Origin of the sequence: Streptomyces graminilatus, assembly GCF_001418565.1 — a bacterium.
Taxonomy (GTDB): domain Bacteria; phylum Actinomycetota; class Actinomycetes; order Streptomycetales; family Streptomycetaceae; genus Streptomyces; species Streptomyces graminilatus.
Window position 1 is genome coordinate 1 of sequence record NZ_LIQQ01000283.1, and the last position, 13,485, is coordinate 13,485.

Annotated in this window: 12 protein-coding genes; 2 read left to right on the top strand and 10 right to left on the bottom strand. The window is 70.4% G+C overall.

Annotation, left to right across the window (positions count from 1 at the left end):
- Window positions 1–70 precede the first annotated feature (70 nt).
- The 4 genes from AOK08_RS45895 to AOK08_RS23865 all read right to left on the bottom strand — a co-directional run bounded on the left by AOK08_RS45895 (window position 71) and on the right by AOK08_RS23865 (window position 2,378).
- Complete coding sequence (locus tag AOK08_RS45895; RefSeq protein ID WP_157876766.1) at window positions 71–208, bottom strand: hypothetical protein; 138 nt, start codon at window positions 206–208, stop codon at window positions 71–73.
- 32 nt (window positions 209–240) lie between these two features.
- Window positions 241–666, bottom strand: a complete 426-nt coding sequence (locus AOK08_RS23855; RefSeq protein ID WP_055529647.1) for a hypothetical protein — start codon at window positions 664–666, stop codon at window positions 241–243.
- Between the two features lie 74 nt (window positions 667–740).
- Window positions 741–1,565: a class I SAM-dependent methyltransferase gene (locus AOK08_RS23860; RefSeq protein ID WP_055529649.1), complete on the bottom strand. Its 825-nt coding sequence runs from the start codon at window positions 1,563–1,565 to the stop codon at window positions 741–743.
- Between the two features lie 258 nt (window positions 1,566–1,823).
- Window positions 1,824–2,378 carry a nucleotidyltransferase domain-containing protein gene (locus tag AOK08_RS23865; RefSeq protein ID WP_241827064.1) on the bottom strand — a complete coding sequence of 185 codons (555 nt, stop codon included), beginning with the start codon at window positions 2,376–2,378 and terminating at the stop codon, window positions 1,824–1,826.
- Window positions 2,379–2,661: 283 nt separating this feature from the next.
- Here AOK08_RS23865 and AOK08_RS23870 point away from each other — a divergent pair, with 283 nt between their 5' ends.
- Window positions 2,662–4,668: a hypothetical protein gene (locus AOK08_RS23870; protein WP_055529654.1), complete on the top strand. Its 2,007-nt coding sequence runs from the start codon at window positions 2,662–2,664 to the stop codon at window positions 4,666–4,668.
- 85 nt (window positions 4,669–4,753) lie between these two features.
- On the opposite strand, the gene AOK08_RS23875 is transcribed toward AOK08_RS23870, so the two are convergent.
- Together AOK08_RS23875 and AOK08_RS23880 are read right to left on the bottom strand one after the other, a co-directional pair.
- Window positions 4,754–5,290, bottom strand: coding sequence for a hypothetical protein (locus tag AOK08_RS23875; RefSeq protein WP_157876767.1), 537 nt, complete (start codon window positions 5,288–5,290; stop codon window positions 4,754–4,756).
- 135 nt (window positions 5,291–5,425) lie between these two features.
- Window positions 5,426–5,737, bottom strand: coding sequence for a hypothetical protein (locus AOK08_RS23880; RefSeq protein WP_157876768.1), 312 nt, complete (start codon window positions 5,735–5,737; stop codon window positions 5,426–5,428).
- Window positions 5,738–6,026: 289 nt separating this feature from the next.
- Between AOK08_RS23880 and AOK08_RS23885 the strand changes: the two genes are divergently transcribed.
- On the top strand, window positions 6,027–6,551 hold the full coding sequence (locus tag AOK08_RS23885) for a hypothetical protein (RefSeq protein ID WP_157876769.1): 525 nt from the start codon (window positions 6,027–6,029) through the stop codon (window positions 6,549–6,551).
- A gap of 143 nt (window positions 6,552–6,694) precedes the next feature.
- On the opposite strand, the gene AOK08_RS23890 is transcribed toward AOK08_RS23885, so the two are convergent.
- From AOK08_RS23890 to AOK08_RS23905, 4 genes are all read right to left on the bottom strand, one after another.
- Window positions 6,695–6,898 carry a hypothetical protein gene (locus tag AOK08_RS23890; RefSeq protein WP_157876770.1) on the bottom strand — a complete coding sequence of 68 codons (204 nt, stop codon included), beginning with the start codon at window positions 6,896–6,898 and terminating at the stop codon, window positions 6,695–6,697.
- Between the two features lie 128 nt (window positions 6,899–7,026).
- Window positions 7,027–8,340, bottom strand: coding sequence for a hypothetical protein (locus AOK08_RS23895; RefSeq protein ID WP_055529664.1), 1,314 nt, complete (start codon window positions 8,338–8,340; stop codon window positions 7,027–7,029).
- A gap of 110 nt (window positions 8,341–8,450) precedes the next feature.
- Window positions 8,451–10,007 (bottom strand): DUF2637 domain-containing protein, encoded by a 1,557-nt coding sequence (locus AOK08_RS23900; protein WP_055529666.1) that lies wholly within the window; start codon window positions 10,005–10,007, stop codon window positions 8,451–8,453.
- Window positions 10,008–10,218: 211 nt separating this feature from the next.
- Window positions 10,219–13,485: AfsR/SARP family transcriptional regulator (locus AOK08_RS23905; protein ID WP_055529668.1), on the bottom strand; the 3,267-nt coding region annotated here is incomplete at its 5' end.

Below are 13,485 nucleotides of genomic sequence, written 5' to 3' on the forward strand. Positions count from 1 at the left end.
CGGACGGAAACCACTCCAGGAGCAGGAGTGCGCCGGCTCGACGTTACGGGCTACCGGGCCGGGCCACGCTTCAGCTGGAGCGGGTGCCGACCACGAAGCGCTGGAACAAGGCGGCGAAGAACTCCTCAAGCCCCGGCCGGGCGCGGTCCCGGTCCCGGCCCCGGTCGAGGAGTTCATAGGCACCGAAGCGGAACACCTTCCGCGGCATTCGAGAAGAGCAGCGCCGAACTCACCACACCTCTACGAGTGCCGAGTTGAGGAGTCGTTGCCAACGGGATCTGCCAGACCCGTCCGGCCGGGCGCAACGACGAGCTCAACTCCGTGCGCCTTCACGCTGACAGGAAGGCCCGCCGCCCGCCGAGCCCGGCGGTACGTCAATGCCCACCCCATGTCGCGGCGGACTTCCCCGTCCGAATCGAGCTCCGAACGCCACCACAGCCAGTCGAACATCAACTCGCGGCCATCGGCGCCAGGGGCTGCGAACGCGAACGTCGGGGCGCCCGCCTCCGCCAATAGCCCGGCCACCTTCTGAGCTGGGGCGAGCGCGATCAGATCGCGGCGGATGTCCTGCCGGGCGAGCTGGCGGATAGTGCGGACGGCTATCCGGAGGAAGGCTGCGACGCTTAAGGCGGCGACGCCGCCGACCAGAGTCCAGGTTGTGCTCACTACGCCCTCTCTCCTTATGGATTCATGCGTGGATCGCGCGCCTGTCTACTGGACCACCGTTCGCGGTCACAACACTAATCAGTGACTGTGCGAACTATGCCCGCGAGCCGGGCGACGCAGGCGTACAGGACGTTGTCCATCTCCACCGTCTCGGCGCCGTGTTCGGCCAGGACCGCCCCGGCCCGCTCGAACAGGTCGGCGCGGGCAGACTCGTCGAGGACAGCGGCGTTGGCGTACGACAGCAGCAGCTTGTAGTAGGCGTCCGGGACCAGGCGGAGGCTGTCGTGGCTGACTTGCCACGAGATCGCTTCGAAGTGGCCGGAGGCGGCGAGTTCGGCGCGGCCCTCGGCGGCACGGACCTCGATGCCGCTGAGGTGGGTCGCGGGGTCTCGGACGGCGTCCGGGTAATCCAGCGCGAGTACCTCGTTCAGCCCCTGCTGCAGGGTGGGGTCGGCGACGATCGGGAAGTTCCAGATCAGCGCCAAGTGCCCGCCCCCGATGAGCAGGTCGGCGGCCTTGCCGTAGGAGACGGCCGGGTCGATCCACTGCCAGGCGTTGGCGGAGACGACAGCGGCGAACGATCCCCCGGGGGCGGTGTAGTCCTCGAAGAAGCCGCCGGTCACGGTGATGCCGGGATCGTCCGCCGTGTGCTTGGCGAGCAGACAGCGCAGTCGGCCCCCGGGTTCCAGGGCGGTGACCTCGACGCGGGCGGCGCGCAGCGGCAGGGTGAGCTGTCCGGATCCGGCGCCTACTTCGAGTACTTGGTCGCCGGGGGCGAGCCCGGTCTCCCGGACGATGGAGGTGACCAGGTCGTGGGGGATGCCGGGGCGGGCCGTGTCGTAGACGTCGGCGACCTCGTCGAACGCGCTTCTGTTGGCCCGCCGGGTGTTGGCCTTCACTGCGTGTCCTCCGTGTCCCTCGGCATGCCGATGTTCGTCATGTAAGAGGCCTCCTGCCGTCAGGGTGGTCCTGGCAGCCGCGGGGGTGGGGCTGAGTGGCCGGCTACAGGTCCGGCAGCGGTGCGCGCCCCGCGCCTGGCTGCCGTTCCTCGCCCTGCGGGGGCCCGACATCATGCCGACGTCTCCTCAGGCTGATGAGGAGCCTGAGCCTTCCGCGTAGGGCACGAGGAGGCACCGATCGAGAAGGGGCACCTTTGTCTATGCAGGGCTGCTTGGGGAGCGCTCCTCAAGCGGCTCGAAGCCCTCGGGCACCGTGATGCCGAACCGCTGGCACAGCAGGGGCACGTCGTGGCGATCGACATCACGAGCCGGGTAGCCGGTATGCCAGCGCACCGCCCACTCGGCCGATTCGCACCGCACTGCAGTGCCGGCAATCGAACCGCGTCCGGCGAGCGCTTCAGCGGGAAAGGGACCGCCCTCCACGACGGATCCGTAGTGCAGTGATCCGTCCGCGAGCGGCTCGTAGAGGTGCAAGTCGACCCGGCGCCGAATTCCGTCGTGCAGGACGAAGTTCCACGGCCTGTCGCCGGGCCACGGGAAGACCCGGTCGACACTCAGCTCCGCGAACGCGCGGAACAGCCGCTCAAGGTGGGCGGCCGGCGCCCATACGTCAAGGTCGGAATGTTCTCGCGTCTGCTCCCCGAGCAGCGCATCCACGCCCCACCCGCCCCCGATACACGCATCTACGCCGTGGGCGTCGAGCCGTTCCACGAGCGCGACTACGTCCTTGGCTGACATCGAATATTGGCTCACCGCATCAAGGTAGAGGCCATCCCGCCCCGACATCTGGCGATCACTACGGCTTCACCGGACCGGCTCCCGGGAAGACGCTGTCCACCTAACCGCCTGCACCCGGTGCGCCGCCGGCGCGCTACCGTTACGGCGGCAGGAACTGCTGCCACCGTCCGCATCGAGTGGCCCGGACCCACGGATGCGATCCGGCGGGAAGAGGCGAACGCCACGTCAGCCGCACGACTTCACCCTGCGTCTGTCGGCGCGCCGGTCCGGGCAGTCGCGCCGCAGGACGGACGTCATCATGTCCACGGAACGCCAGACCGTACAGCTGCGCCGCCGGTACACCGGTGAGGGGCGCCAGGCCGCACTCGCCTTCTACCGCCGGCACGGCATGCACTTCGGGCTCGTCCCGGACACCCACGACCCGCAGCAGCAGATCTTCGAGGCTGCCGTGCTGCACACCCTGGCCCGGCCCCACCCCGCCCTCGGCCCGCTGCCCACGTCGGACGGCACGCCCTTCGGCTTGGCGGCCGCGTCCCCGGGGGTGGAAAGCCTCGTGCTGTGGCCGCACCCGGACCACCTCACCGCCTTCCTGCTTCATCTGCTGCCCACCCGGGCCGACGATGGCATCGCGGGACTTCCCGCACTGCGTGCGGTCACCGGCCCCTATCAGGACCTGGTCGTCCGCCTGGTGGGCCGGGCCGCGCGCATCACCGTCCGGGCCACCGGAGCCGACGTCGAGCGGGCCCGCGCTGCGGCCCAGGCGGCTGGCCGTGAATCGCTGTGGGACCAGGCGGCGCCGGCCGCCGGGGAGCGGAACGCCTGGAGCACCCTCGTGGGCGCCTTTGCACCGGGCGAGGCCCGGCTGTGGAGCCGGGCCCTGCGCCGCCCCGGTCTCACGGACCCTCAGACGTCTGCGGAATGGGCCCGCAGGGCACCGCGTGCCGGTGAACTTGAGGGCCCCAAGCCCGCCCAGTTGTTGCCCCGGCCGGTCGGACCTCTGGTTGGCACGATCCGCGGCACCGTGGCGGTCACCCCTGCCGGAGGCTTCGGCGCTGCCGGCTGCACCACCGTCGCCCTCCACCTCGCGGCCGCCCTCGCCCGGGGCGGCACCCGGGTCATCGTCCTGGCGGACGGGAACTCCCCGGCGTCCCCGCTCGCCCGGCCGGACCGGCGCTCCGGTGACGCATCGTGGAGCGACCTCGTACCGGGACTTCCCGCCCTGCGCGGCGCGGTCCTGCCAGAGGACCGCGAGGAGGCCCTCGCGCTCGTCGGCCGGGCCCGAGCGCAGGCCGACGTGGTCATCGTCGATACCGGCAACGGCTCTCACCCTCACCTGTACCTGGCGCAGGAGACCGACCTGGTCGTGGCGGTTACGCGCTACCAACAGCGGCACTGGATTGCGGACATCGAGATCATCGACCGTCGGCCTGAGCACGTACAGATGTGGGCCTGGCTCGACCAGCAGTACCTCCAGCGACGGCCCGTCCGTGAACGGAGCGAAGAGCAGCTGCTGCTGACGTTCCTCGACGTCGTCTTTGCCGACTGGGTTGCCCAGAAGAGCTGGGCGGAGGCCGACGTCTTCGCCTACTGGGAGCCCGACTGGGTCGTCGTGGACGAACTGCTGGAACTGGATGCCCGTGACATCGAGGACCTGCCCGCGGAGAACGAGGAGCCCGACCTCGACCGCTGGCGGGCCGACTTCCTCGCCGCGGTCGACACCGAGGGGACACGGCGCTACCCGCGGCTGTGGCCCCAGATTGCGGCCACGTGGCCCGAGCACAGTCGGCGCCGCAACCGGGCCGGTCTGCGAGCGACGCAACTTGAGCCTGACGAATTCCGTGCGCTGCTCCAGGAGGTGCTGGCCATGGTCGAGTCGGAGGCGATCGCACGGTGGGGCAGCGATCTGTGGCAGGCCCACCACCACCAGTGGGTGATCCGGTCCGCCTCCGACGAACCCCCTGTCGATCCCTACGCGGACCTGATCGAACGCGTCGCCATCCCGCAGCCCAGCACCGACATCGCCGACCGCCTCCTTCAGTCCGTGCATGACCTGCCCACCACACGCCTGCTGATCACGGTCAATCGTGTACGCGGAGACATCGACCCTCAGCTGTTGGCCGACGTCGACAGCATCCTGCGCGACCGCGGCGCCCGCGGAATCACCTCCGTCCCCACCGTGCCCGAACTCGGCGAGCTGCAGCGCCAGACCGCAGGACTGGCCGTCGCCGACGGAGCCCAGGCTGCCGCGGGCGCGCGCCTGGCCGTTGCCGTCACCGACCTCCTGGCTGCCGTCGGCCGCCGCTGATCGCCCGGGCTTGACGAGCGACACCCGTGGATGCGGTCTGACCGCGTCCGCGGGGCAGCCACTGCCAGCGGGCCCGGTTCTTCTCTCAGGGTTTGAGCTGGTCCGTGGTAGACCGCATCGTGGCGCACGCTTTGAACAACACGGCCCATACGGCATCAACCATCACGGCCGAACGGGCCGACTGGGCGTGAACAAACTCCGGAACGGCCTGAGGGACAAGCATCCACACCTGCATGAACATCTGGGCGAGAGGGATGCCCTCCGCGAATCGCGCGTTGGACGCCTTGGCTTCCGCTCTGGAGACCGGGGAACCGACTTCCTCTCCCAGCCCTGTACGCGCTTCCACAAAGCCCGGTGACTCGGCGCCGTCACCCACGAGCAGATCAAGCCGGGGCACGCGCTTCTCATCACGAGCGGCTTCAGGGCACTCGCGCGCCAGAAGCCGAGCGAACGCGAAGGCCAAGTGGATGTTCGACAGCCCCCGATGCTGCTCGTCCAGTTCCTGCAGCTCTGGCGTTTTCAGCACGCTCCTGAGCGCAGCCGCATCCTGTGCGTCGTAGGCACTGAGAAGTTGCTCCACAACTGCGGCCATCGCTGCCTGAGTTGGAATGGGCAGGGTCATGACCCCACCGTATCGGAGTGAATCATGACCAGCTCAGTTGCACGATGGCGCCGACCATCCGAAGTCCGCAGCCCCGGGCAACTCGGTTCAGAAGCCCGAGTAGGAATGCTCAGGAGGCCTTCACAGGCCGCGGGGCTACCGTACGGCCGTACGGACGAAGCCCGCGACAGCGAGGAGCGCTTCTTGAGCCTCTGGCGACTCCGCGATGTCAGGTAGATCTTGTGCAGCGGCAGAGTCGATCAACAGCGTGACCAACCGGTCATCCATCCGGTTCACGCCGCGGGCGCCCATGCCGATCAGCATCTCTTCGATCGCTTCCCGGGGGATCACCGGACCTGCGGCCCGCCCCAAGATCGCGAGCGCCTTCCGGTCGGAACGGCCCGGTTTCCACCGCCTGTTGCCCGCCTCCGTACTCAAGCACTCGGCCCGAGCCCGCAGATCCCGCATTCCCTGAGGTCCCAGCATCATGACCAGATCCTGACACATCACCGAGCGTGTGAATCGGCGTCTTACCCGAACAGGTACGCCTGCGCCGTCACGTCGAGCGGAAGGGAGCTGTTTGGTCTTGGCGATGGGTGGCGAACGGTCTGTTCAGCATGGCGAACCGCTGTCGGGAACGGTCTGTGCGCAGCACGATTGACTCGTGACGATGGCGTACATCGAGGTTGCTTCCGCAGACGGGGCATGGACACGGTCGCTCCGGGTGCCGGCCGCCTCCGTTGAACAGGTACGGCGCGTGCTTTGCGAACTGGCATATACGTGGCCGGTGGCGGCCTTCCTGCCCGGTGATGCCGCCGACCCGGTGGCCGAGGTGGTGCTGTATCGGGACCCGAGCCGGACGTACGGCACGCCGGACTCCTCGGCGTGCGACGCTGCTGTACGCAGACTCGTTGCGGCGACCGGCTGGGCACCAGAGTCCCATCAGACACTCGACGGTGTCCTCGTCGGCCTTGGCCTACGCGAGGGGTACGACGCCGCGGCGAAGGCGCACTCACCCCAACAGGTCGCCGACCGTCTTCTCGCTGCCAGCGCTTCCGGGTGGAGCTGCCGAACAGCCCGGCTCGTGTCCGCCCGGCTCGTCGATCAAACGGTCCGCTGGTACGAGGAGACCGGTGTCGTCGTGCACGCGGAGGTACGCCTGTCGGCCGCCATCGAGGCCGGCGCTGTCAGTTGTGCCCAGGACCGGTACGTCGTGACGCACCTGACCGAGCGGCGCACGTACGTGCTCCAGCAGCGGGGGGACGGCGGCTCGCCCCCTTGAGCGGACCGTTCGCCGTCACTGGGACCGCGCAGGGAGCCCTGCGGCTCCTTCGGGGGTGTTGTCACGAACTCCATCAGAAGCACGCCATGGTTTCGCGACGGGGCAGCGACGGCGCGCCTCGACCCGCACGGTACGAGGCGGCGTTATGCCCTGGCTGGTGTGTCGCCGAGGTCGACGAGGAGCACGTCGGTGGACGTCACGCGCGAGGGCACGCTCACAGACGTCTTCTCCGGGCCGCCGGCCTCGATCTTGGCGAGGAGAGGTTGCGGGCTGAGACGACGCATCGTCATCTCTCGGAGGACGTCCATGCTGTCGGCGACCACCACTTGACGCGACAGGTCGCTCATCTCCAGCTCCATCGTGTGCCCTTCTTCGGCTTGAGGCGGCCGGGGCTGGCCGCCGCTGGCAGCAGTCTGTCACCACGCACTGACAACGGCCCCCTCCTCCGGACCATGGGCCCGGCGGTCCGTGCGGGTCAGCAGCCGTACTCGGCCAGCACGTCCCGGGTCGCCTGGTCGAGCGGACGCAGAGGGTGCGTGCCGCCGTCCTCGGCGGGCCCCAGGCGCAGCGTCGTACCGTCGCTGATAGGAGTGACTACGAGGACGCCGTCGTCGACCCAGGACTGGATGGCGTCCCTCCGGTAGGGACTGGCCGCCAAGCACCCTTCGGTGTATTGCCGCTCGTAGCGCTCGTACGGTCCCGCGAAGTAGTAGTTGGCGACGGGACCCTGCGCCTGCCACACCACGATCGCTGCGAGACCGGCGGCGATCCCCGGGAGGGCCACGCTCCAGCCGGCGCGTTGAAGAAGTCTCGGTCCTGTCCGGTAGATCCCCAGACCTCCGACGGTCACCATCAGACCTGATGCTGCGAATGCCCAGGTGTAGTAGGAGAAGAGGCTGGCCTGTTTGGCGAAGGTCAGCGGGATTGCCGCGCACGCCACCAGCAGCAGCAACAGGCCGCTGAGGGCGACCACTTGGAACGCGTCGAGCTTGGACGGCCACGCGGGCCGGTCCGGCACGAGGTTCTTCTCCTGGCCGACCCATCTCCCGGCGCCACGCACGCGGCCGGTACAGCCTTCAGAGGTGGTGTCGCCTGGATGATGGTGACCGAGGAGGGTGAGGACGGCGTCGCCGAAGGCGAGCGCTCGTTTGTGCACCGCGAACTCGTCCGTCCTGAGCTGGTCGGCCTCGGCAATCCGGTCGGGCTGGATGCGCTCACCGGTGCCGCTGGCGGCGAACGCCAGGTTCACGGGGTGACCGCGGTCGGGGAAGCCGGGCAGTGTGGGAGCCGGGCGGCCGCCTCCAGTGAGCGCGTCGATGGGGCTTCCCGAGCGGTCGGGAATGTACCTCTCCTTCATCCGTGGATACCGCCGGTGTCCGTGCAGGCTGGCCTGGAGACCTACGACCTGCTCGATCACCTCGCCGAGCAGAGAATCGGACGGTGCACTGCGCAGCGACTCCAGCGCTGCCCGGCCAGGGATGGCCCCCCACACTCCGCCGAGCCGTCCCAGGCAGTGGTCCTTCCAGATGTCCCGGACGGGGCGCGGCCACATGCGTGCGACGGGCAGACTCCGCGGCGGGCGCCCGCCATCGAGGTGCGCACGCAGCAAGACGAGGGCACTGCGCACGTAGTCGGTCTCGGCCGCGTAGCTGATCGCGACCGCGGTGGTCCGGCTCCCGTCGCGCATCGCATCGGCGCCGAGTGCCTCGACACGTTCGACAGAGGACCGGACGGCGTCGCCCTGGGCTTGAAGATCGGCGATCGCCTGCGCCCAGCCTCCGCGGCTCATCCTCTAGTCCCCCTGCAAGCGGTGTCGTGTCGGCATGAGGTTACCCGGCGGCGTGAACGTCACGCCCGTGATCCGTCAGCAGGAGAGGCGACGCTTCGGCCCGGCGACGGTCAGGCCGCGGCCTGGGCCTGAGCGGCGTCCGAGGGCTGGACCGACCAGTCGAGGTCGAGGTAGACGGCGCCCTCCCTCGCGATGATCGGCCCGTACGCCTTCACCAGCCGCCCGTACTCGTTGTATCCCGACCGCTCGTTCTTGTAGCCCGCCCATTGGGCCAGGTCTGTCCTGTTCAGGGGAAGGCCCGCCACCTGGTGAGCGAGGTAGATGCGCTCGGCGAGCTGGCGCGGCTTCTCGTCCTTGGGCAGCGCGGAGAGATCGATCTCCACCTGCTGCCGCTCGCGGCCGTCGTCGCCTGTGGCGGGCCCAGACAGTTCGTCATCTTCGACCCCCTCGTCCTTACCCTCCTCGTCCTCGGGGTCATCGGCGTCGGGATCAGAGACGGCCTCGGCTCGGCCGTTTTCCAGGTCCGGGTGCGTCGCGGTCTCCTCGCCCTCCTCGGGTTCGGCGGCCTTACCGTGCTCAGCTGATGCCTGCTCGTCGTCTTCTGCTTCTGCCCCGGCAGCAGATCCCGTGATGGACGCGGCGAGCACCGGAGTCGCGGCGGGGTCTGTCGAGCTGCCGGACTCGGGGGGCTCGTGCGGAGCGGGCTGTTTGACATGTGGGCGTGCAGGATCTCCGGCGGGCTCCGACGGAGCAGGTGAGGGCACCGAGGTCGCGTTGGCCGTGACCGTTGTCGTCTCGGTCGTCTCGGTCGTCTCAGGGTCCGTGCCGTCCGTCTGTTGGCCGATCGACGTGCTGTCCGGTGCCGTGGGCGCGAATGGTGGAGCCGCGACCGCAGGGGCGGCGGCCGGGGACGTGGGTACGAGGCCGGCCGGATCGGTGTCGGGGTCCTGCGTGAGAGGCCGCTGGGAGCCGGTCACCCGCACGTTGTCGATGGTGGCGAGGAGTTCCTTGCGCCAGGCCTGCCACATCTTCAAGGGGGCCCCGATGGGCCAGGGCAGCCACAAGAGCAGGCTGTAGCCGCGTTCTTTGTCGCCCTTGCGGCGTTTCTGCCGGCCCATGATCACTTGCTCGATCTTGAACAGGAGCATCTCGAGCTGCACCGCGTACACCAGCGGGGGCACGACGGCGAGGAACGCGCCGCTGAAGCCTGCCTCGGGGGCGTGCAGCAGGTTCATCTGGGCCGAGGCCGCGACGAAGGCGAACAGCAGCAGTCGGGTCAGGCCCGAGGAGCGCAGGGTCAGCGCCTCGAAGAAGCGGATCAGGCTGAGGCTGAGGGCTCCGGCGTCCAGCAGCATCGCGAACAGGGTGGCCGCGTCCCAGTCGCCGCCGTTGTGCGCGTGGGCGTACTCGCGCTGTGCGCCGAAGCTGAGCCAGGCGGCGATGCCCGCGAGGACGAACATCATCAGGCAGCCCACGGCCAGGGACGTCACGGCCAGCCGGCGCTGCCAGGACTGGCGGCGGTGCAGGGCGAGTTGCGCGCGTTCCTCGGCGGTTGCGGTCTGCTCGCTGCTGCGGCGCCGGTGGCTGAGCACCATGCCGGTGGCGGCCACGGCGCCGATCCCCGCGACGGCGAGGCCGCCGGGCAGAGCCCACGGTGCGAGGTCCATCACCGGCCTCCTTCCGGAACATGACCGCTCATGCCGACGGCCGCCCGAACAGCGGCGCCGAGGTACGGGGCGGGGCGAGAGCGGCGGGGGGCCATGTGCTCGTTCTCCTTTGTCCTTGTCGGATGGGCGGCCGAGGAGGCTCCTCGCTCTCTACAGGTCCGTTTCGGCGGCCCGGTGTGACGCCGGGCTGTGGGCGATGTGATGCGGCGGGTCATGAAGCAGCGGATCCGAGGGTGGGATGGGGACGTTCGCCCTTGAGGAGGGTGCGCAGGAGGCCGACGGTCTCGGGGGAGGAGTCGCATCCGTCTTCGGTGTTGATGCGTGCCAGCTGGTGGGCGGCGCGCTCCAGCCCGTCGCGGTCGCCCATCTCGTGGCAGATCGTGAACAGGTCGCGGTAGAGCAGCTCCGATGCCGAATCGACCATCAGCCCCTTGGTGACGGCCTGGGCGGCGGCGCGGTAGTCGCGTACGCGGCGGCGTCGTTCGGCGAGTTCGTGGGCGACATCGACGATCGCGCTGATCATCTCCTGGATGTCGGCCTCGGCCCAGGTGTACTTGGCGGGGTCGACATCGGCGAAGGGCCGGCCGCGGACCAGCGCCAGGGCTTGGGCGAGCGCGATGTCGGCGTCCTGCCCGTCGTGGTGCATGCCCTGCTGGTACAGGCCCTGGAACTGGCTCCAGTCGGAGGTGACCCGGTCGTTGAAGCGGTACACACCGCCCTTGATCGGGGGCAGGTAGGCGGCCTGCGGGTCATCGGCCGGCAGCAGGGGATCGCGGCCCGCCCACGCGCGCAGCTTGCTGATCGCCGAGTTTCGGGAGTCGGCGAGCGTGCGCATGCCCGGCCAGATGGCGTCGTCGAGGTCCTGGCGGCTCAGCCCGGGGTGGAGCACCAGCCACGCCGCGATCTCCTTGAGCGCGTTGCGCCGGTTGCTCTCCACCCGGCCGAGCGTCCCGAGCAGGTCGACCGGCCCGAGGACCAGGACCTGGGGCGCGGCCGGCGGCTCGGGCGGCGTGGACAGGGCGGCCAGCACCGTCGAGGTCGCCGCGCTGGGCCGGGGCACGATGCGCCGCTCCGCCGCACCAGTCTGCTGTGCCTCCGGCTCACCCAGCGCAGCCGGAGACAGGCCCGACTCCGACTCGCCGGGGTCGTCGTCGTACGGGAGATGCGGGGGGCCGCCGTCCTGTTCGGACAGCACCTCGTTCAGCGCGGTGTCGAACGCGTCGGCCGGCGAGGCCTCCCAGCCGCCGTCCTCTGGCACGAGGGCGGCCTCCCCGGCCGGCTCTCCCCCCTGCTGCTCGACGCCGACGGCGTGCTCGGCGTCGGCGTACGGCATGGCGGGGAAGGCGGTGTCCCATTCCTCGTCGGCCGGGCTGGTGCCGCCGAGGGCGGCTGGCGACAGTGCACTGCCCGAGTCCTCCTGCTCCCAGGCGGGATCCGTGGTGGAGCCGAGGGAGGGGGAGAAGGACGGCGAGAGGGAGAGGAAGCTCGGCAGCGCGCTTGCCGTACCCGCGGCGCCTGCAACCGGCAGGTCTGCGGCGACGGACGGGCCGCTGGTGGTCTCGGGCGCGAGTGCGGACTCCTCGGCCTCCGCGTCCATGGCGACCGTGCCGCGTGGACCGTTGCGGTCTGCCGGACCCGTGTGGCGGGTCCAGGCCGGTGGCGGCACGTCGTCGGTGCGGCTGGAGGTGACCAGGAGCTGGATGAGCCGGTCGTAGGCGGTGTCGTCCAGGTACTGGAGCCTTACGCTCAGGCCGAGGCCGGGCAGTTGGACGGCGCTGCCCGGCTGCGCGGGAAGAGTCCATGCCCCGGGCAGGTCCAGGTCAGCGCCGGCGGCCGTGACGACCGCGATGGAGGTGCGGGGGCGGGAGACGAGCAGGTCCTCGAGCACAGCGGTCGACGGGCTGACGGGCGCGGCGGTGGCGACCAGGATGCGGGGGATCCAGGAGTCCCCGGAGGTCTCGTCGCTCAGGCGGGCACCACGGAGGTGGTCGTGGCCGCCGTCGGCGAGGGCGTCCCGCTGGAAGGCGTCGTGTGCTTGGAGCTCGGCGACAGCTTCGCCGAGATCCGTGTGGTGGTCGATCTGGTCGGGGTAGAGGGTCGGCAGGTCGCTGCCGGCGCCGGCGAGGACGATCTGCGTGGCGGGGGCGAGTTTGGAGGAGGCCAGTTCCACGGCGAGCGCGAGGGTGACCGCACGGACGTCGGCCGGGGCGCCGTCCAGACGCAGCAGGCCGATGGTCTCCAGGTCGACGAGAACAGGATCGCCGTCCACCGTTTCGCCCAGACTGACGAGAGCCGGATAAGGGGCGGTGACGTCGGCGGCCTGGTCCGCGTCCAGCAGGGCGGCGCCGCGGGCCGGGCACCACCACACGGTCGGGTTGTCCTCGTGTTCGGTGAAGGGCTCGACGGGCGGGGTGACCGCGGCCAGGTGCAGCTCGACGCCGCGGGGGGAGATGCGCATCGCCTCGACCTCGGGCAACGGGCGTCCGCTCTGGCGGCAGTTGGCGGCCAGGGTGCGCAGGGCCCGGTCGGCGAGCACGGTACCGGTGATGTCGGAGGCCACGCGCAGCTGCTTCTCGAAGTCCGCGACCGGACCGCTGGGCATGGGGATGCGCCGCTTGGCGCGGCGTCGGCGTTGCTGCCGGGCCCGCCGGGTGGCGATGACGGCGAGGACGGCGGCGGCCAGGATGCTCCCGGCGGCCGCGATCGTCTTCACGCTCTGATCGCTGGAGGAGCCGGCCTCCCCCGCTGGGGCGGCTTCGGCCGGGGCGGAGGGCCGGTCGGCGGACGCGTGGGGTGCCGGCGTCTCGGTGGCGGGCTCGTCAGGTGCGTCGGGGCGAGTCGTGGACTGTCTGCCCTGACTGCTCTGCCCGCTGTCCTGGTCGTTCGGGTCGGCGTGCTGCTGGCCCTGGCCCTGGTCCTGCTCACTGCCGCTGCTGCCGTGTCCGGGCTGCTGCTCGCTTCCGGCGGCGGGCGTGTCGGTGCTGTCGTCGGCGTCGCTGTCGGCCGCGGGCATCTTCAGCCGCCAGCCGGGGAAGATCTCGTCCGGGTCGGTCAGGATCCGCCCGTCGGGCTGCCGGACGTCGGCGTTGAGCCGGGCGATCTCGGGATAGTCGCCGGCGTTGCCGAGTTCGTCCTGGGCGATGGACGACAGCGTCTCGCCGGACCGGACGGTGTGCTCGCTGTCGTGGGCTGTGGTGGTCTGGGTCCGCACGCCGGACTCGTCGTCGGCGGATGCGGCGTCGGAGGGCAGTCGCAGGATCCAGCCGGGCTGGAGGTCGGTGGTGTCCTCGCTCAGATGGGCGCCGTCGGCCTGGGTGATGCCCTGGTTGGCTTCGACGATCTCGCGCCACCGCAGACCGTTGCCCAGCCGTTGCTCGGCGATGTCCCACAGGGTGTCGCCCGCCTTGACGCGGTGGACCGGTCCGGTGTGGGCGTCCTGGGCGGCCGCCGCACGGCCGGGAGAGGCCGTGGCCGGAGC

Bases quoted from the DNA above. Each gene is read 5' to 3' on its own strand.
- AOK08_RS23900 (WP_055529666.1), bottom strand. From the start codon at position 10,007: ATGGACCTCGCACCGTGGGCTCTGCCCGGCGGCCTCGCCGTCGCGGGG.
- AOK08_RS23895 (WP_055529664.1), bottom strand. From the start codon at position 8,340: ATGAGCCGCGGAGGCTGGGCGCAGGCGATCGCCGATCTTCAAGCCCAG.
- AOK08_RS23870 (WP_055529654.1), top strand. From the start codon at position 2,662: ATGTCCACGGAACGCCAGACCGTACAGCTGCGCCGCCGGTACACCGGT.
- AOK08_RS23875 (WP_157876767.1), bottom strand. From the start codon at position 5,290: ATGACCCTGCCCATTCCAACTCAGGCAGCGATGGCCGCAGTTGTGGAG.
- AOK08_RS45895 (WP_157876766.1), bottom strand. From the start codon at position 208: ATGCCGCGGAAGGTGTTCCGCTTCGGTGCCTATGAACTCCTCGACCGG.
- AOK08_RS23880 (WP_157876768.1), bottom strand. From the start codon at position 5,737: ATGCGGGATCTGCGGGCTCGGGCCGAGTGCTTGAGTACGGAGGCGGGC.
- AOK08_RS23890 (WP_157876770.1), bottom strand. From the start codon at position 6,898: ATGAGCGACCTGTCGCGTCAAGTGGTGGTCGCCGACAGCATGGACGTC.